General features: G+C 67.5%; 15 protein-coding genes and 1 pseudogene. 2 read left to right on the top strand and 14 right to left on the bottom strand.

The genetic code is table 11. From position 1 onward, the window contains the following. Positions 1 to 118: 118 nt before the first annotated feature. From ACFQ4E_RS09030 to ACFQ4E_RS09010, 5 genes are all read right to left on the bottom strand, one after another. Positions 119 to 820, bottom strand: coding sequence for an ABC transporter ATP-binding protein (locus ACFQ4E_RS09030; protein WP_386802744.1), 702 nt, complete (start codon positions 818 to 820; stop codon positions 119 to 121). Then, positions 813 to 1,592, bottom strand: coding sequence for an ABC transporter ATP-binding protein (locus ACFQ4E_RS09025; protein ID WP_386802743.1), 780 nt, complete (start codon positions 1,590 to 1,592; stop codon positions 813 to 815). Before ACFQ4E_RS09025 ends, ACFQ4E_RS09030 begins: the two co-directional genes overlap by 8 nt. Next, the gene (locus ACFQ4E_RS09020) at positions 1,589 to 3,445 is read right to left on the bottom strand and encodes an ABC transporter permease (RefSeq protein WP_386802742.1); all 1,857 of its coding nucleotides are present in this window, start codon (positions 3,443 to 3,445) and stop codon (positions 1,589 to 1,591) included. Before ACFQ4E_RS09020 ends, ACFQ4E_RS09025 begins: the two co-directional genes overlap by 4 nt. 73 nt (positions 3,446 to 3,518) lie before the next feature. Then, positions 3,519 to 4,724 carry an ABC transporter substrate-binding protein gene (locus tag ACFQ4E_RS09015; RefSeq protein ID WP_386802740.1) on the bottom strand — a complete coding sequence of 402 codons (1,206 nt, stop codon included), beginning with the start codon at positions 4,722 to 4,724 and terminating at the stop codon, positions 3,519 to 3,521. A gap of 24 nt (positions 4,725 to 4,748) precedes the next feature. Beyond that, complete coding sequence (locus tag ACFQ4E_RS09010; RefSeq protein ID WP_386802739.1) at positions 4,749 to 5,816, bottom strand: aromatic ring-hydroxylating dioxygenase subunit alpha; 1,068 nt, start codon at positions 5,814 to 5,816, stop codon at positions 4,749 to 4,751. Positions 5,817 to 6,049: 233 nt separating this feature from the next. Here ACFQ4E_RS09010 and ACFQ4E_RS09005 point away from each other — a divergent pair, with 233 nt between their 5' ends. Further along, entirely contained in the window at positions 6,050 to 7,213 is a 1,164-nt protein-coding gene (locus ACFQ4E_RS09005) for an amidohydrolase family protein (RefSeq protein ID WP_386802736.1), read from the top strand. Between the two features lie 19 nt (positions 7,214 to 7,232). On the opposite strand, the gene ACFQ4E_RS09000 is transcribed toward ACFQ4E_RS09005, so the two are convergent. The 9 genes from ACFQ4E_RS09000 to ACFQ4E_RS08960 form a co-directional block, all read right to left on the bottom strand. Beyond that, positions 7,233 to 7,673 (bottom strand): MarR family winged helix-turn-helix transcriptional regulator, encoded by a 441-nt coding sequence (locus ACFQ4E_RS09000; protein WP_386802735.1) that lies wholly within the window; start codon positions 7,671 to 7,673, stop codon positions 7,233 to 7,235. Continuing rightward, positions 7,660 to 8,244, bottom strand: coding sequence for an amino acid synthesis family protein (locus ACFQ4E_RS08995; RefSeq protein ID WP_386802733.1), 585 nt, complete (start codon positions 8,242 to 8,244; stop codon positions 7,660 to 7,662). The genes ACFQ4E_RS09000 and ACFQ4E_RS08995 overlap by 14 nt, the downstream gene beginning before the upstream one ends. Next, a complete protein-coding gene (locus ACFQ4E_RS08990; protein ID WP_386802731.1) occupies positions 8,241 to 8,822 on the bottom strand; it encodes an amino acid synthesis family protein in 582 nt (193 codons plus the stop codon). The genes ACFQ4E_RS08995 and ACFQ4E_RS08990 overlap by 4 nt, the downstream gene beginning before the upstream one ends. Then, a complete protein-coding gene (locus tag ACFQ4E_RS08985) occupies positions 8,815 to 9,669 on the bottom strand; it encodes a UPF0280 family protein (RefSeq protein ID WP_386802729.1) in 855 nt (284 codons plus the stop codon). The genes ACFQ4E_RS08990 and ACFQ4E_RS08985 overlap by 8 nt, the downstream gene beginning before the upstream one ends. Next, complete coding sequence (locus ACFQ4E_RS08980; protein WP_386802727.1) at positions 9,666 to 11,153, bottom strand: 6-hydroxynicotinate reductase; 1,488 nt, start codon at positions 11,151 to 11,153, stop codon at positions 9,666 to 9,668. The genes ACFQ4E_RS08985 and ACFQ4E_RS08980 overlap by 4 nt, the downstream gene beginning before the upstream one ends. Then, the gene (locus ACFQ4E_RS08975) at positions 11,146 to 13,887 is read right to left on the bottom strand and encodes a molybdopterin-dependent oxidoreductase (protein ID WP_386802725.1); all 2,742 of its coding nucleotides are present in this window, start codon (positions 13,885 to 13,887) and stop codon (positions 11,146 to 11,148) included. The genes ACFQ4E_RS08980 and ACFQ4E_RS08975 overlap by 8 nt, the downstream gene beginning before the upstream one ends. After that, a complete protein-coding gene (locus ACFQ4E_RS08970) occupies positions 13,880 to 14,713 on the bottom strand; it encodes an FAD binding domain-containing protein (RefSeq protein WP_386802723.1) in 834 nt (277 codons plus the stop codon). The genes ACFQ4E_RS08975 and ACFQ4E_RS08970 overlap by 8 nt, the downstream gene beginning before the upstream one ends. An 83-nt stretch (positions 14,714 to 14,796) precedes the next feature. Next, positions 14,797 to 15,303 carry a hypothetical protein gene (locus tag ACFQ4E_RS08965; protein WP_386802721.1) on the bottom strand — a complete coding sequence of 169 codons (507 nt, stop codon included), beginning with the start codon at positions 15,301 to 15,303 and terminating at the stop codon, positions 14,797 to 14,799. Next, the gene (locus ACFQ4E_RS08960) at positions 15,300 to 15,887 is read right to left on the bottom strand and encodes a response regulator transcription factor (protein WP_386802719.1); all 588 of its coding nucleotides are present in this window, start codon (positions 15,885 to 15,887) and stop codon (positions 15,300 to 15,302) included. The genes ACFQ4E_RS08965 and ACFQ4E_RS08960 overlap by 4 nt, the downstream gene beginning before the upstream one ends. A gap of 667 nt (positions 15,888 to 16,554) precedes the next feature. Here ACFQ4E_RS08960 and ACFQ4E_RS08955 point away from each other — a divergent pair. Next, positions 16,555 to 17,411 (top strand): annotated as a pseudogene (locus tag ACFQ4E_RS08955) (hypothetical protein); the annotation flags it as partial.

Here is a 17,411-nt window from a genome sequence, read left to right as displayed (position 1 = left end):
TCTGGGTTTTGTAGATGTATCCGGCATCCGGAGAGCCGCGCATAGCAAAGACTGCCCGAACGGCGTCCGACGCTCAAATTTTGACCGCTTGCCGGTGCGCGCGTGAGCGCCCGGGGCCTCAGGCGGCGAGATAGGCGTCGCGGATCTCGGGATGCGCGGCGAGATCGGCCAGCGTGCCGAAGAACATCTGGCTGCCGCTCTCGATGATCACCGCCCGGTCCGACACGGCCTGCGCGAAATGCAGGTTCTGCTCCGACAGAAGCACGGTCAGCCCTTCGCGCTTGAGCTTCTTGATGACCATGGCCATCTGCTCGACGATCACCGGCGCGACCCCCTCCGAGGGCTCGTCCAGCAGAACGAACAGCGGGTTGCCCATCAGCGTGCGCGCGATGGTCAGCATCTGCTGCTCGCCGCCCGAGAGCGCCTTGCCCCGGTTGTCGCGACGTTCGGCGAGGTTCGGGAAGAGATCGAAGAGCATCTCCTCGGTCCAGGTGACTGCCCCCTCGCGCGGAGGCTGCTGGCCGACGAGAAGGTTCTCGGAGACGGTCAGGTCGGAGAAGATCCGCCGCTCCTCGGGCACATAGCCGATCCCGAGCTTGGCGACCCGGTGCGGCGGCAGGCCGGTGATTTTCTCGCCGCGGAACAGGATCTCGCCCGAGGCGGGCCGGACGAGCTGCATGATCGACTTGAGCGTCGTGGTCTTGCCCGCGCCGTTCCGGCCCAGAAGCGCCACCACCTCGCCATGCGGCACCTCGAAGCTCAGATCGTGCAGCACATGCGCCTTGCCGTAGAGCGAGTTGATCTTGCGGACCTCAAGCATCCGCGGCCTCCTCTGCGCCGAAGACCGTGCCGCCGCCCAGATAGACCTCCTGCACCAAGGGGTTCGCCCGGATCTCGGCGGCGGTGCCCTCGGCGATCAGCGCGCCGCGGTTGAGCACCATGATCCGGTGCGAATGGGCAAAGACGACATCCATGTCATGCTCGGTGAAAAGCACGCTGACCCCCTGCTCGGCGACGATATCGGCGGTGAGCTGCATCAGCGCGATCCGCTCGCGCGGGGCCATCCCGGCGGTCGGTTCGTCCATCAGGAGGAGCATCGGGTCATGCGCCAGCGCGATGGCAAGCTCCATGCGCTTCAGATCGCCATAGGCCAGGACCGCGCAGTGACGTTCGGCCTGATCGGCCATGCCGACGGTTTCGAGAAGCGCCAGCGCCTCGTCCCGGTGGCGGCGGGTGGCGTAGGGCAGGACGCGGAAGATCTCGCCATGATGCGACATCAGCGCGACCTGCACGTTCTCGATCACCGTCATCGACTGGTAGGTCGCGGTGATCTGGAAGGTCCGCCCGACGCCCTTGCGCCAGATCGCGCGGGGCTTCAGCCCGGTGATGTCCTCGCCCGCCAGAAGCACGCGGCCCCGCGTCGGCTTCAACTGCCCCATCAGCATGTTGAAACAGGTGCTCTTGCCCGCGCCGTTGGGCCCGATCAGCGCCAGAAGCTCGCCGCGCTTGAGCTGGAAGGACACGTCGTCCACCGCCCGGATCGCGCCGAACTCGCGGGTGAGGCCCCGGGTCTCGAGAAGCACGTCGCTCATCGCCGCTCTCCCTGCATCAGGCCCAGCCGCTCGGCGCCCTTGCGGAGCGAGCCGACGATGCCCTCGGGCGCGACGATCACCACGAAGATGATCAGAAGGCCCATGACCAGCCGCCAGTATTCGAAGCGCAGGAGCACCTCTTCCACCGATTTGAAGAAGCCCGCGCCGACCACGCCGCCCGAGAGCGTCTTCACACCGCCCAGAAAGACCACGATCAGCGCGTCGAAGCTCTTGGCGATCTCCAGCTCGTTCGGAAAGACGCTGCCCTTCGAGAAGACGAAGAGCGCGCCCGCGAGGCCGCCCATGAAGCCCGCGAAGCCGAAGGCCAGAAGCCGCACCTTCTGGGTGTCGATGCCCATCGCCTCGGCCTGTCTCTGGCTGTCTCGGGCGGCGCGCAGCGCGTAGCCGAAGGGCGAATGCGCGACGTGGCGGAGCGCGATGATGCCGCCGACCGACAGCGCGAGCGCAAGGTAGAAATAGACCGTGGTGTCATTCAGCCAGTCCGCGGGCCAGATGTTGACGAGCCCGTCATCGCCGCCGGTGACGTCTCCCCACTGGTAGACGAGGCTCCAGATGAGCTGCGCGAAGGCGAGCGTCAGCATCGCGAAATAGACGCCGGTGAGTCTCAGGCAGACCCAGCCGATGGCGAGCGCCGCCAGACCCGCGCCGAGCGGGGCCAGAAGGAATGCCAGCTCCATCGGCGCTTCGGCATGGGTGACGAGAAGCGCCGCCACATAGGCGCCGCCGCCGTAATAGGCCGCATGACCGAAGCTCACGAGACCGCCGATCCCCAGAAGGAAATGCAGCGAGGCCGCGAAGAGGCAGAAGACGAGGATGTCGGTGACGAGCACCTGGCTGAAGGACGACCCGTAAAGGGGCAGAGCCGCCAGCACCGCGAGACCCGCGGCCACGATCGCCCGGACCCGCCCCGAGGCGGGCTTGATCGGGCGTTCCGGCTCGCCGACCTGGCCATGTTCGCCCGCCACCTCCTCGCGTCCGAAAAGACCGTAGGGCCGGATCATCAGGACGACGATCATCACGAGGAACATAAGGACCAGCGTCGATTGCGGCAGGTAGGTCACGCCGAAGACGTTGAGGACCGAGATGATCACCGCGGCGAGGTAGGCACCCGGCAGCGAGCCCATGCCCCCGATGACGACCACCACGAAGACCGGGGTCAGAATGGTGAAATCCATCAGAAGATCCGCGCCGCCCTTGGGCAGCTGCAGCGCGCCACCAAGGCCCGCCAGGGCCGAGCCAAGAGCGAAGACGCCGGTGAAGAGCCATGCTTGGTTGACGCCCAGCGCCCCCACCATCTCGCGATCCTGGGTCGCGGCGCGCACCAACACGCCGAAGCGCGTGCGGGTGATCAGGTACCAGAGCCCCAGCGCGATGAAGGGGGTGATGACCAGAAGCACGATATCGTATTTCGGGATCGGCTCTCCCATGATCCGGAACACGCCGCGGAGCCCCGGCGCGCGCGGCCCGAGCAGATCCTCCGGCCCCCAGATGATCAGCGCCAGATCCTGCACCACGAGGATCACGCCGAAGGTCGCGACAAGCTGGAAGAGCTCGGGCGCGCTGTAGACCGGGCGCAGCACCAGCATCTCGATGGCGACGCCAATGAGGCCGACGGCCACCGCAGCAAGGAGGATCGCGCCCCAGAAGCCTATCGAGCCGGGCAGCACCTGCATCAGCGAATAGCCGATATAGGCGCCCAGCATGTAGAGGCTGCCATGGGCGAAGTTGACGATCCGCGTGACGCCGAAGATCAGCGACAGCCCGCAGGCGACGAGGAACAGCGAGCTTGCGTTCGCCAGCCCTGTCAGGATCTGGGCGATGAAAAATTCCATATCCGGGTCCGGGAGAGCGTGTCGCGCCAGCGGCGGCGGGGGTCAGTCCCCGCCGCCACTCGGGCTCATGTCATCATTCGGCAGGCCGCAGAGCCTGCACTTCTTCGTCCGACGGCAGGTAGTCGGCGCCATCCTTGTAGACCCAGTCCACCATCACGCCCTGGCCGTCGCGCACCGTCGTGGTGCCGACATAGGCGCCCGCCGTCGACTGGTTGTCGATCGCGCGATAGGTGATCTCGCCCATCGGCGTCTCCACGGTCAGGCCCTCGAAGGCCTCCCGCAGCGCCTCGGTCTCGGTCGAGCCCGCGGCTTCGAGCGCGGCGGCGATGGATTGCACCGTCATGTAGCCGACGAGCGACCCGATCCGCGGGTGATCGTCATAGGCGGCCTGGTAGGCAGAGACGAACGCGCCCGCCGGGCCGTCGGTCAGGTCGTACCAGGGATAGCCGGTGACGACCCAGCCCTCGGGCGCTTCCTCGCCGAGCGGGTCCATGTATTCCGGCTCGCCCGAGAGCAGGCCGTAGACCTGGCGACCGTCGAAGAGACCGCGGTCGGTGCCCTCGCGCACGAACTTGGCGAGGTCGGGGCCGAAGGTGACGTTGTAGATCGCGTCGGGCTTGGCACGCTCCAGGGCCTGGACCTCGGCGCCCGCGTCGATCTTGAAGACGCCCGGCCATTGCTCGGCCACGAACTCCACCTCGGGCTTCAGCCGCTGCAGGTTCTCCTTGAATGCCGCGACCGCGTCCTTGCCATAGGCATAGTTCGGGGCGATCGTCGCGTATTTCACCGCGTCGGTCTTGGCCGCTTCCTCGGCCAGCATCGCCGCCTGCATGTAGGTCGAGGCGCGCAGGCGGAAGGTGTAGGGATTGCCGGACCCCCAGACGAGGCTGTCGGCGAGCGGCTCGGAAGCGAGGTAGACATAGCCCTTTTCCGCCGCCAGCGACGAGATCGCGAGACCCACATTCGACAGGATCGTGCCGGTGATCATCGCGGTGCCTTCGCGGGTCATCAGCTCTTCGGCGATCTTGATCGCCTCGCCCGGCTCGCCCTGGTCGTCGCGGAAGACGAACTCGAGCTCCTGCCCGAGCACGCCGCCATCTCCGTTGATCTCCTCGAGCGCCAGCTCGATGCCCTGCTTGTAGGGCTCGGCGAAGGCGGCCATGCGCTTGTAATGGTTGATCTCGCCGATCTTGATGCTCTCCGCCACGGCCGCGCCGAGCGGCAGCGCCGCAAGCACGAGCCCCGTGGCCAAGGTCTTGAAAATGCTGGTCTGTGCCATCGTCGTCTCCCGTTGGTCGTTCTGTCAGTCGTGATGCACGAATGCGGGGCTGATCGCCATGCCCAGATCGTCCATCTGCTCGGCCGCGATCAGGTCGCGAATGCGCTTGCGATAGACGAGCGGCCCCTTGTCGATGGCGATCTTCACCGGCTTGCGGCTCTGCGGCCGCTGCTCGGCCTCGTGGATGGCCTCGAGGATCGCCTTGTCCTCGTCGAAGGCGACGCGGAACATCGCATCCATCTTCTCCGAGGCCGCCTCGTCGCCGACCGCCGTGTTCCTGAGATGCATCCAGTGATCGACGGTCAGGTGCTCGTTCACCGGTGTCACGAAATGGATCGCGAAGATGCGCACGCCCGCACCCCGATCCTCTTCCGCGCAGTTCTTCTCGGTGGCGATGCTGCCGAAATCGATCACCGCGGTCGAGGGCAGGTGCAGATCGTAGTAATGCCAGCGGTCCACATTGCCGGTGAAGCCGCCGAACGCCTTGAAGAAGCCGATGGGTTCGGCATCGCGGATCCAGCGCCAGGCGCGGATCACCTCGCCGGTTGTCGAGACATGGACCGGCACGTTCTCGGACGCGGCATTGCCGAGCGTCGTGGGATGCACGAAGCTCACATGCGCCGGGTCGACGAGGTTCTCGGCCACGTTCAAATAATGCGAGCGGATCTCGAGGTGGCCGCCGTGATGAGCGTGCCAGCCGCTGTCCGACATCTCGGGGATCTCGAAGATCGCCGCGGGATCGGCCAGGGTCGGGTCGCCCATCCATACCCAGACCACGCCGTGACGCTCCTCGACCGGGAAGGCCCGGACGTTCGCGCTTTTGGGGGTGTTGTCCTGACCGGGCACGCGCACGCAGGTGCCCGAGCCGTCGAAAGTCATGCCGTGGTAGCCGCACTGGATCGTGTCGCCGATCCTGCGGCCCTTGGACAGCGGCAGAAGCCGGTGCGGGCAGCGATCCTCCAGCGCCGACAATCCACCATCGGAGCGGCGAAAGAGGACAAGCCGCTGGCCGGTGATCTCGAGCGCGGCAAGCGTCTCGTCGAACTCGCTCGACCAGCCGGCGACATACCAGGCGTTGAGCACGAAACTCATCGGCGGTTCTTCCCCCTTGGTCCCGGAACCGATCTTCATTGGCGTCGCGAATTCATTCGTTGTCAAATGAATTTCGACCTCATCGCCGGATCCACGACATCGAGACTAAGCGACAGGCGCCGCGAAGGCCAATTCCTGCGCAGCCTCCGGGATCGGATTCTTCTTGACCGCCCCCGGAAACATTGTTCGCATACAAACGGTATCGCGACAGTCGACAGAACCCCGGAGGGCGCATGGGCAAGCTGGTCATCAAGAACATCGGTCAGATTCTCTCGGGCAAGTTCGAAGACCCGATCTACGAGGGCGACTGTCTCGTCGCCGTGGACGGCAAGATCGCGGGCTGGGGGCGCGAGGCCGATCTCGACTGCGAGGGCGCCGAGACGGTGGTCGACGCGCATGGCGTGACGCTGGCCCCCGGTCTCATCGACAGCCACGTCCACCCCGTCGTCGGCGATTACACGCCCCGCCAGCAGCAGCTGCACTGGATCGATTCCACCCTGCATGGCGGCGTGACCACGATGATCTCCGCCGGCGAGGTCCACATGCCCGGCCGCCCCAAGGACATCATCGGCCTCAAGGCCATGTCGATCGCCGCCCAGCGCTGGTACGAGAACTTCCGCCCCTCGGGCGTCAAGGTCCATGCCGGGGCTCCGGTCATCGAACAGGGCATGGTCGAGGAGGACTTCGCCGAAATGGCCCGGGCCGGGGTGAAATATTTGGGCGAGGTCGGGCTCGGCACCGTGAAGGACGGCAAGACCGCGAACCAGATGGTCGGCTGGGCCCGGAAATACGGCATGCAGTCGACGATCCACACCGGCGGCCCGTCGATCCCCGGCTCCGGCCTCATCGACGCCGACATGGTGATCGAGACCGGAACGGACGTGATCGGCCATATCAACGGCGGCCATTCCGCCCTGCCCGACGACCAGATCATCTGCCTCTGCGAGACCTGCACCTCCGCCTTCGAGATCGTCCATAACGGCAACGAGCGCGCGGCGGTGCTGACCGTGAACACCGCGCGCGAACTCGGCAAGCTCGACCAGGTGATCCTCGGGACCGACGGGCCCGCGGGATCGGGCGTGCAGCCCCTGGGCATCCTGCGGATGATCGCTATGCTCTCGGCCTTCGGAGGCGTCCCGGCGGCGCAGGCCTTCTGCTTCGGCAACGGCAACACCGCGCGCCAGCGCAAGCTCGATGTGGGATTGATCGAAGCGGGCTATTCCGCCGATTTCGTCCTGCTCGACCAGGCGCAGCACGCGCCGGGCAAGGATCTTCTGGAATCGGTCGAGCTCGGCAACCTGCCGGGCGTGGGCATGACCATCATCGACGGGGTGATCCGATCCGAGCGCTCGCGCAACACGCCGCCCGCCCAGCGCCTGCCCGAACGCATCCTCTAATAGCGCAGCCTGATCCGGCTCAGGTGATCTTGCGCAGAAGCGCGATCAGCGCGGTGCGCTCGGCGGCGTCGAGCGGCGCGAGCGTGGCCTCGGTGATCTCGGTCCCGACCCGCTCCAGCGTCGCGATGAGGTCGCGCCCCTCCTGCGACAGCGAGATCAGCGAGCGCCGCTTGTCGCCCGGATCGGGCCGCGTCTCGATCAGGCTCTTGTCGCGCAGCCGGTCGACCACGCCCTTGATCGTGGCGATGTCTATGGCCGCCAGCCGTCCGAGCTGGTTCTGCGACACCTCGCCCGCCTCATGGAGGCGCAGGAGCGTCGAGAACTGCGTCGGCGTCAGGTCCTGCGCGATGGTCTTCTGAAAGATCGCCGCGTGGCGCTGGCTGGCGAGCCGCAGGAGATATCCGACCTGATCGTCGAGCGTGTAGCGCGTGCTCAAGGTGCCGGTCTCAGCGGAGGCCATCCTTCCCCTCGGCCTCCTCCGCCTTGAGCCCGCCGACGCGCGGCAGGGGACGACCGCTATCGGTCACGGCCACGGCCACGAGTATCTCGTTCGCCCGCGGCGCATCGCTCATCTGCACCTCCATCCCGTCGAAATGGCTGCGCACATAGGCCGCGTCCTTGTGGCCCAAAGGCACGTCAAGCACCTGCCCCGGGCCGCCCATCTTCTTGGACGAGGGCACCAGCGCCGCGCCTTTCTCGACCTCCTTGCGGAGCGGCGCGCCGAGCTTCGGATGCAGGATCGCGGCGGCGTGCTCCAGCTCGCCATTCTCGCCCACCATCGCCGATTTGCCGTAGCTCTCGGCCTCGGCGGGCGTGATCCCCAGCGCCTCGACGCAGCGGCGGCCAAGAAGCGCGCCCAGCTCCGCGCCGATTTCCATCAGCTCGGACAGGTCTTCCTGGTAGACGCCCGCGAAGGGGTTCTCGATCACCGCGACCGCCACGGCCTTGCGCGTCGGCGGCGCGATCTCGCGGCCCATCTCGCGATGCGTTTCCTCGATGCTGACGGCGATCTTGCGGATCCTGGCGCTCATCTCAGCCCATCCTCTCCCTTGATGTCCTTGGCCGCGAGGCCGCCTGCCCGGTCATGCACCCGCGCGCCCGTCGACATGACCAGCGCCAGCGCCATCTCGCCCGCGCGCGGCGCGTCCGGCGTGCCGACCTCCATCGCGTCGAAATGGCTGCGCACATAGGAGGCGTTGATATGGGTGATCGGCACGTCGAGCCGGGTGCCCGGCCCGCCGACCTTCTTGGTCGAGGGCACGATGGCCTTTGAGTCGTGCAGCAGCTCGCGCATCGCGTAGCCGCCGGGAGCGTGCCAGAGCGCGCCATGCTCAAGCTCGCCATCGGTGCCGACGATAGCGCCCTTGCCGTAGCCCTGGACCTGGTCGGCCCCGCCCAGAAGCTCCACGAGTTTCCGGGCCATGGTCAGCCCGAGCGGCTTCAAGGGCTCCATGAACCACTGGATGTCCGGCTCGTATCGGCCCGCGAACGGGTTGGCGACGATCGCCAGCGCCGAGGCCCGGCGCAGCGGCGTCTCGGGCGGCGGGCCGCCTTCGTGAAAGATCTCTTCGACCGAGTAAATCATCCGGCGCAATTGCACGTCAGGCATGGGTGAGCGTCTCCAGAGGGCAGTCGATGGGGCCAAGCATACGGGCCTCGCCCTGAAGGAACAGGGCCGCGCCGAAAATCTTGCCACGCGCGCGGAAATCGCTGGCGCGGCGCAGACCGCCAAGGAGGGCCGTGTCGCGGTCGGCGCGCGCGAGCGCCCCGCAGGCGGTGACGACCGCGCGCGTCCCGAGATCGCTGTCGTCGCGGACCGCGTTCGCCGGTCGTCGGGTGATCGCGGGGTGACCCGGCAGGTCCACCGCGTTGGCAATGAGGGTCGCGGCGGCATCGGCTTCGGACGCGGTGGCGGCGAGAACCGTCACGCTGTCGGCGATCCCGAGGCTGAGGCTGCGCCCGTGCCGCCCCGAGGTCGCGATGCCGCGCACCGGGTCGTTCGCCGTGATCGTCACCCGTCCGAACGCCTGACCGTCCGGCCCGGCGATCTGGGCGGTGTAGGTCTCGCCCTCCGCGAGATGCAGCGCGATGTCGCCGCCATTGTTGACATAGGCCCGCCGGAGCGGCGCGGCGGCGCGCATCGCGTCGAGCACCGTCTCGGCCACCGACCCCGCCACCGCCGCCATCGGCGTCAGAAACTCACGCGCGGCCAGTGTCCGTGCGGCGCGCACCATCCGGCGTGCCGTCTCTTCCCGAGGGTCGGTCATCGCGGGCGAGACCGGTTGCCGCAAAAGCTCGAGCGCGCCGACCAGCTCCTCGAGCACCGTCTCGAACCGACGCGCCGCCGCCCGGAACGCCGCCTCGCGCCCGCCTTCGGCACCGATCACCAGGTCGATGGGCCCGTGCTGAAGATGCAGCCGCCCACCGGGCAGCATCGCGGCGACCGGCCCGCTCATTCCTCCGCCGCTCCCGACCAGCGGTAATGCTTGTGCGCGCGCGGATCGTGCGAGCGCGCGTTCGGGGACACCTTCCGCGCCCCGCCCGAGGCGATCTCGGACACCGGCCGGATCGCGTCCACATGCCCGCCGAGCGCGGCGTAGTCCGAGGCCCGGAGCGTGAACTCGATGGGCGCCACAAGGGCCGGGGTCGGCACATAGCCGAAGGACATGGTCGGCATGTCCATCACATCGGCCATCACGGTGATGCCGCCGCCGGGCCAGACATAGGCCTCGGCCCCGCCGCAGGACACATGGGTGAGCGATTCCTTCACCGACCGCGTCAGGCGCACCGGGTTTTCCGTGACGCCCGCCCGCAAACTGCCGCCCGCTCCACCCATGAAAAGCACCGAGCAGATCGACGGCTCGCAATTCTCGGCGATGAGATCGGCCGAGGATTTCAGCGCCTCGGGGATCGGTCGCGGCTGCGGAACCAACTCCTCGTCGAGCTCGAAATAGGCGCATTGCTCGCCGGTCGTGGAGACCATGAAGAGCCGCAGACCCGGCCAGGCGATCTTGGGATTGAACGGCCCCAGGATCGAGAGCGGCTCGTCGATATCGGTGCCGCCCCAGCCGCTGCCGGGATTGGCGACCTGGAAATAGCGCCCCGGCGTCGAGCGCCGCCCGAGCGTCTTGATCCCGGTCGGCGGAATGTCGAGCTGTTTGCCCGCCTCGTGCTCGCTCAGAACCCCGGTGATGTGGTCGTCCACCACCACCACCTCGTCGGCATGGCCGAGCCACTGCTTGGCGAACATGCCGATGGTCGCCGAGCCGCAGCCGACCCGCATCAGTCGCTCGGTCTCGCCGTCGATCACCGGCGGCTGACCCGCCTGCACGATCAGCCGCGTCCCGTGATCGCCGATCACCATCTCGACCGGCTCGCGATTGCAGAGCTGCATGAGCGCGTCGCAGGTGACGCGGCCCTCTTTCTTGCTGCCGCCGGTCAGATGCTCGACGCCGCCCAGGGACAACATCTTCGAGCCGTATTCCGAGGTCGTCACATGCCCGATCGGCTCGCCGTCGGCAAAGACGACATCGCGCTCGTCTCCGATATGGCGGTCGGTGTCGATCTTCACCTTCACGCCGCAATAGGAAAAGATCCCCTCGGTGACGACGGTGACCATGTCGACGCCCGCCACCTCTTGGCTGACGATGAAGGGCGCGGGCTTGTAGTCGGGATAGGTCGTGCCCGCACCGACCGCGGTCACGAAGGGCCGGTCGCCACGGATGATGTCGCCATCCCAGTCGTCGGGAACGGCATCCTTCAGGAACGGCACGAGCTGGCTTTCGCCGCCCTCGATCACGGTCAGGGGATCGAGCCGCACCAGTGTGCCGCCGTGATTGGCGTAGCGGTCGCAGGCCCCCGACCGGCCATCGGCGATGTAGCACATCACCGGGCAGGCATCGCAGCGGATCTTCGCGTCCTTGGGGTCGCCATCAGCCATGACCGGCCTCCTTCAATGCCGCGCGCAGCCGCGCGGGCGTGACCGGCACCTGTCTCAGTTCCGCCCCGGTCGCATGCCGGATCGCGTTCAGGATCGCCGGAGCGGTGGGGATCAGCGCATGCTCGCCCAGCCCCTTCGCGCCATAGGGTCCGTGGGCGTCGGGCTCCTCGACGATCAGCGTCTCGATAGGCGGCACGTCACCGATGGTCGGGATGAGGTAGTCATGCAGGTTCTCGGTGCGGCCGGGTAGATATTCTTCCATCAGCGCCATACCGAGGCCTTGCGCCACGCCGCCATGAACCTGCCCCTCGACCAGCATCGGGTTGATCGCGCGGCCCACGTCATGCGCCGCGACCAGCTTCACCGGCTCCACCGTGCCGAGCGCGAGGTCGACCTCGACCACGGCGAGATGCGCGGCATATCCGAACTGCGCGTAAGGCGCCCCCTGCCCGTTCGCGTCGAGCGGACGGGTCGGCGGATCGTAGCTTTCCTCGGCCGCGAAGACGTAGCCGCGCGCGTCGGGCGCGATCTTCGCAAGCTCCAGAACATGGGTGCCCGCCCCATCGGTCGCGTGGATGAGACCCGGCTCGACGGCAAGCGTCGCGCCTTCGCCTGCGTTCATCCGGGCGAGGATCGCGGCGCGCAGCGCCTCGCCGCTGCGCTTGGCGGCATTGCCCGACACGAAGGTCTGGCGCGAAGCCGAGGTCTTGCCCGCATCGGGCGTCAGCTTGGTATCGCCGCCGACAAGCGACACCTGATCCACGGGAACGCCCAAGGCGGTCGCGAAGATCTGGCTGATGACGGTGTTCGACCCCTGCCCGATATCGACCGCGCCCTGATGCAGAACGATGCCGCCATCGGCGCGGATGCCCGAGCGCATGATCGAGGGGTTCGGCATCGAGGTGTTGCCGCAGCCATACCAGCCAGCCGCCAGCCCGACCCCGCGCTTCCGGCCGTCATGTGCTTCGTTGAACGCCTCCGCTGCGGCCCGCTCACTCTCCCACGAGCCTCTCAGCGCTTCGAGACAGGCGCCGATCCCGACGCCCTGCTCGAAGACCTGCCCGCAGACCGTCGGCGTGCCGTTTCGCAGCGCGTTTCTCAGCCGGAACTCCAGCGGGTCGATGCCCAGCCGGTCGGCCAGCAGATCGAACAGCACCTCCTGCGCGATGGCCGATTGCGGCACGCCGAAGCCGCGAAAGGCCCCGGCGGGCGGGTTGTTGGTGTAGATGCCCCGTGCCTTGGCGCGGTAGGCCGGGACCGAATAGGGGCCCGAAGCATGGACCGGCACGCGGTTCGCCACTGTCGGCCCCCAGCTGGCATAGGCTCCGGTGTCGAAGCGCCCCTCGAAAACCATGCCGGTGATCCGCCCGTCACGGCGCGCGCCGATCCTGAGCGCGATCTCGGAGGGGTGGCGCTTGGTGGTGCTCTGCATCGTCTCGACGCGCGAATAGGTCAGCCGCACCGGCTGCCCGGTCTTCAGCGCGGCGAGCGCGAGAAAGGGCTGAACGCTGAGATCGAGCTTCGAGCCGAACCCGCCGCCCACGCCCGTCGGCACGATCCGGATCGTGTCGGGATCGCGCCCGAGGATCGGTGCCAGGCCGTCGCGATCCATGACCGGCGCCTGGGTGCAGGCATGGATCACCAGCTCCTCACCGTCGAGATAGGCATAGCCAGCCTCGGGCTCGATATAGCCATGCTCGACGAAACCGCTGCGGAAGCGTCCCTCGACCGTCACCTCGGCGGCGGCCAGCCCGCTCTCGGCATCGCCATGGGCGACGAAACCCTCGCACATCAGGTTCCCGGGGTGGGCGTCGTGGAGCCGCGCCGCCTCTGCCGCCTCGGCCTCTTCGGGGGTCGCGGCCACGGCCAAGGGCTCCCACTCGACCGGGAGCGTGGACGGATCGAGCGCCGCGATGGCCTCGGGCGTGCCGACAAGCGCGGCGACCGCTTCGCCCCGGAAGCGGGTCTCGGCCTCGGCGAAGACCGGCTGGTCGATGAAACCGGGGATCACCCCGAACCGGTTCGCCCCCGGCACGTCCGACGCGGTCAGCACCGCGACCAGACCCGGCGTCTCGGCGACGACGGCCTCGAGATCGCCCAGCGTGACCCTTGCCCGCGGATAGGGCGACCGGATCACCCGAAGCTCCAGGGTGCCGGGCGGCGCGACATCGTCTCCGAACCGCTCGCGTCCCGAGACCTTGTCCGCCCCGTCGCGCCTCCGGATCGGCTGTCCGACCTCGCCCGGCCCGTCGACAGTTTCCGAGGGCACGCCCCGGACCGCGTCGATGATCTTGCGATAGCCGGTGCAGCGGCAGAGCACCCCGCCCAGCGCGTCCTTGACCTGCGTCTCGTCCGGCGCCTCGACTCGACGCAGCAGCGCGGTCGCCGCGACCATCATGCCGGGTGTGCAGATCCCGCATTGCGCCGCGCCGTGATCCTGGAAGCGTTCGCCCAGCGCGCGCGTGACCGGATCCGAGGCCGCCAGCCCCCCAACCGTCTCGATCTTTCGGCCCTCGGCCTGATGCGCGGGCATCAGGCAGGCGCAGACCGGCGCGCCGTCGACCAGAACCGTGCAGGCCCCGCAATCCCCGGCATTGCATCCGATCTTCACGTCCCGGCAGCCGAGATCTTCGCGCAGCACCCGCGAGAGGCGCGTGCCCGGGATCGGCGCGGTCTCGACCTCGCGGCCATCCAGCGTGAGCCGCAGCGTCGCGATCTTGGACATCTCAGTCATTGGCAGCAGCCCTTCGAATGGCCCGACGAATTTGCTCCAGCACGACCTCGAGACGATAGAGCGCGGTGCCGCGGACATCGTCGATGGGCGCGAGTTCCGGGATCAGCTCCGCGCCGATTTCAAGCGCGTCGATATCCGAACCCTCAAGCGCGGCCTCGAGCGTCGAGAGCCGCTGCGCCACGGCGGAGCAGGCCCCCGTCGCCACCCGGAGGTCGGTGATCGTCCGGTCGCGCCGGAGGACCACGAGCGCCGCGGTCATCGCGATGGAGATCACCATGTAGCGGCGGCTTCCGAGCTTCTCGAAGGCCGAACCCGCGCCGTCCGGGAGCGGCGGGACGATCACCGCGGTCACGATCTCATCCGCGTCGCGCGCCGTCGCGCGCACCCCGGTGATGAAGCGCGACACCGGCACCCGGCGGACACCGCGCGCTGCGCTGGCCAGTTCGACCTCGGCATTGAGGATCAGGAGCGGCGGCACGCCGTCGGCGGCGGGAGAGGCGTTGCAGAGATTGCCCGCGATGGTTCCGGCGTTCTGGATCTGGAGGCTCCCGACCTCGCGCGCCGCTTGCCTCAGCGCATCGAAAGCCGGGGGCAGGTCGGCATGGACCAGCGCCGACCAGGTCGTCGCCGCGCCGATCCGCAGCGCGCCGTCCTGCCGCGAGATGCCGGTGAGGTCCTCGATCCGGGTCAGGTCGATCAGCCGCCCCGCGAGCCCCGAGGCGCCCGAGGCCGGATAGAGGTCGGTGCCACCGGCGACGATCAGCGCCCCGGGTTCGGCGACGAGGTCGAGCGCCGAGGCCAGGTCGGTCGGGCACAGATAGGACATGGCGACCCCCGAAGTTCATTCGTATGCGAATGGTATGGCCGGGGAGAAAATTCTGTCAACGGCGGAGTGCGCCGCATCTGCGCTCAGACCGGGAAACGGTTCTCGGTGACGATCCGCCAGATGCGGCGATTGACGTCGAGGATCGCCTGGATCGCCTGCTCGACACCGTTGAGCGCCTCGGCGTCGATGGCAAGCTCTTCGCCCAGCTGCAGCCGGGTCTTGCGGTCGGCGATCCGCATCATGATCGACTTCGCCTGCCCGCTATCGGCATCGAAGGCGTAGATGCAGTGGTTGTAGCGGTTGCGAAGCCCCGCCTGCGCGGCCAGCGCCCTTGTGGCGCCGACGATCTCGGTGCGGAGCGTCTCGGGACAGCCGTCGCGCTTGGCCAGGCGGTCCACGAGGTCGATCCGCGCCCGCATCGTGTTCAGCGTCAAAAACACGATGGTCGCCTCTTCCTTGCCGGTCTTCAGAAGACCCGCGATCAGGTGGACAAGGAGGCTCTCGGTATTGGTGAAGGTGTAGTTCAACCGCCCGAGCGCCGCGAGGAAGCGCTCGAACTCGGGGCTCGGCAGGGCGGCGGGCGCGTTCATCGGCCCGGCGCCATCAGAAGCCGCGCCGCCTCGGTCCGGTTGCGGACACCGAGCTTCTTGATGATGTGATGCATGTGCAGCTTGACCGTATGCTCGGACAGGTCGAGCGCATCGGCGATGATCTTGTTCTGGCGCCCATGCGCGGCGAGCGACAGCACCTCGAACTCGCGCGCGGTCAGCTTTTCGCGGATCGCGGCATCGGGCGAGGGACGGCCGGTCTCGGGGGTCGAGAGACCGAGCCGGCAGATCGCCTCGGCCGGGATATAGGGCTGACCGAGCAGGAACAGCTTCAAAAGCGAGATCCAGACATCGGTGCGGATCGCCATCGGCAGGAAGCTCGCCCCGGCGCTGGCGCCATTGGTGAAGCGCGTCTCGAAGAGCGCGTCGAGGTCGCTCTCGTCATCGTAGCAATGGGCGAAGATCACCTTGGTCGAGGTGAGGTCCAGATCCTCGCGGAGGCTCTGCTCGTCGCGCGAGACGCCGGGCGCGACCAGAACCACCCGGATCGCGCCGGTATCGGCGGGGCGCGTCCCGTCATCCACCCGCAGGAGCGGGGCGTCGGGAAAGGCCTGGCCGATCGTCATGATCAAAAGCTCGGAGAAGTAGTCGCTGGGCCCGATCAGAAGCAGCGCGCAGGGCGGCTCTGACGGTTGGGCGCGGCCACTTTGAGGGCCGCCGAGGGGCGGCCTTTGGGGGGCTCGAACATACATTTCAAAATATCTCGCTCAAAAAAGAAACGTTACCGCCCGAAAAGCACCACACCTCGCTTCAGGCACGATCAGGGTAGTGCAGGTTCCGGGACTTGGGAACTCACCGAAAGATGTACACGCTCTGGCGTTCACCCAGCGTCAACCGAACGGCGCCATCGACAACCTATCGTCAAACATCTGGGAACGCGGGGCTTTCCCGGAGCCTTCGCGAACCGCCGACGGCCCGAAAACAGGGTTAACAAAAGATTAACCCGGCGCCGGACAACACCCCGGATCCCACCCCGCCCGACGCCATTTTTTCGCCACATTCGCTTCGGCTGACCCAACGGAACCCACCGATTCGGTCGATGCGAAGGCCTGTCACCCCCGCCCTAGGGTGAGGCCGCGGCACGCCCATTGAGCGGCTGGAGAGGTCTAGCCCTCCCGAGGCTCAATGAGCGAGCGGGACGCCCCCTTGTCCCGTTTTCAACCCAACCGCATTCGCGCCGACCGATTTAGAGATGAGCTTCGGCGGCACGGTGCCTCAATTTGGAGACCACCCATGTCCGGAAACCGGAACAGCAATTGGATTCTGCCGCCGCATTCGCATGACGACGCGCAGAGCCAATCCGAGCATCAGACCCAGAAACAGGCCGAGATGCAGGGCCAGAAGCAGTTCGAGATGCAGGGCCAGAAACAGTCCGAGACGCAGGAACAGAGCTCGGATCAGGGACAGCACCAGTCCCAGGCCTCCGAGGCCTATGTCAAGGCGGCCAGCCACAACGCCAATGACAACGGCAACACGAACGGCAACCAGAACGGCAACGCCAACAGCAACACCAACGACACCTCGACAAACGTGCACAACGCCTCGTCGACCTCGAACAACAGCGACACGCACACCAAGACGGTGAACGACAGCTCGGTCAGCAATGACAGCGACACCGACGTGGACGTGGATGTCGATGTGGGCCTCGACCTGAGCGCCACGCTGGAAGAGCTGCAGCCGGAGAGCGACGAGGATTTCTTCGACATCGATCTCTCGCATGGCTCGATCGGCGACATCCTCGCGGCGCAGGGCGACCTGAACCCCGGCGATGACATCAGCATGGGTGACATCCTCACCAATGCGCTGAACGGCCCGGGCAACGATGTCGGCACCGTCAACGTCATGAGCAACGCGCTCTCCGACGACGACATGCTGGATCGCCCCTCGGTCAGCAACGATGCCAACTTCTCGAACACCGGCACCGCGACCGCGGGCACCGCGACGTCCGATGACGGCATCAACGCCGATGGCGGCGCGGGCAGCGCCGGTGGTGGCGCGATCAGCCTTGGCGGCTTCGCGGCCGGTGGCCACGCCTCTTCGGGCAACGGCACCTCCGGCGATGGCGGCGAGGCGACCGGAGCCGCGGGCGG

The sequence above is a fragment of the Litorisediminicola beolgyonensis genome, from assembly GCF_042679605.1.
In the GTDB taxonomy this organism is placed as follows: domain Bacteria; phylum Pseudomonadota; class Alphaproteobacteria; order Rhodobacterales; family Rhodobacteraceae; genus Litorisediminicola; species Litorisediminicola beolgyonensis.
Note: the sequence above shows the minus strand (reverse complement) of the source record. Positions and strands in the feature narration are given on the sequence as shown.

Coding starts and splice junctions, on each gene's coding strand:
- ACFQ4E_RS08990 (WP_386802731.1), bottom strand. CDS start 8,822: ATGCCTGACGTGCAATTGCGCCGGATGATTTACTCGGTCGAAGAGATC.
- ACFQ4E_RS09015 (WP_386802740.1), bottom strand. CDS start 4,724: ATGGCACAGACCAGCATTTTCAAGACCTTGGCCACGGGGCTCGTGCTT.
- ACFQ4E_RS08995 (WP_386802733.1), bottom strand. CDS start 8,244: ATGAGCGCCAGGATCCGCAAGATCGCCGTCAGCATCGAGGAAACGCAT.
- ACFQ4E_RS09020 (WP_386802742.1), bottom strand. CDS start 3,445: ATGGAATTTTTCATCGCCCAGATCCTGACAGGGCTGGCGAACGCAAGC.
- ACFQ4E_RS08960 (WP_386802719.1), bottom strand. CDS start 15,887: ATGACGATCGGCCAGGCCTTTCCCGACGCCCCGCTCCTGCGGGTGGAT.
- ACFQ4E_RS09010 (WP_386802739.1), bottom strand. CDS start 5,816: ATGAGTTTCGTGCTCAACGCCTGGTATGTCGCCGGCTGGTCGAGCGAG.
- ACFQ4E_RS09000 (WP_386802735.1), bottom strand. CDS start 7,673: ATGGCCTCCGCTGAGACCGGCACCTTGAGCACGCGCTACACGCTCGAC.
- ACFQ4E_RS09030 (WP_386802744.1), bottom strand. CDS start 820: ATGCTTGAGGTCCGCAAGATCAACTCGCTCTACGGCAAGGCGCATGTG.
- ACFQ4E_RS08985 (WP_386802729.1), bottom strand. CDS start 9,669: ATGAGCGGGCCGGTCGCCGCGATGCTGCCCGGTGGGCGGCTGCATCTT.
- ACFQ4E_RS08980 (WP_386802727.1), bottom strand. CDS start 11,153: ATGGCTGATGGCGACCCCAAGGACGCGAAGATCCGCTGCGATGCCTGC.
- ACFQ4E_RS09025 (WP_386802743.1), bottom strand. CDS start 1,592: ATGAGCGACGTGCTTCTCGAGACCCGGGGCCTCACCCGCGAGTTCGGC.
- ACFQ4E_RS08965 (WP_386802721.1), bottom strand. CDS start 15,303: ATGAACGCGCCCGCCGCCCTGCCGAGCCCCGAGTTCGAGCGCTTCCTC.
- ACFQ4E_RS08975 (WP_386802725.1), bottom strand. CDS start 13,887: ATGACTGAGATGTCCAAGATCGCGACGCTGCGGCTCACGCTGGATGGC.
- ACFQ4E_RS09005 (WP_386802736.1), top strand. CDS start 6,050: ATGGGCAAGCTGGTCATCAAGAACATCGGTCAGATTCTCTCGGGCAAG.
- ACFQ4E_RS08970 (WP_386802723.1), bottom strand. CDS start 14,713: ATGTCCTATCTGTGCCCGACCGACCTGGCCTCGGCGCTCGACCTCGTC.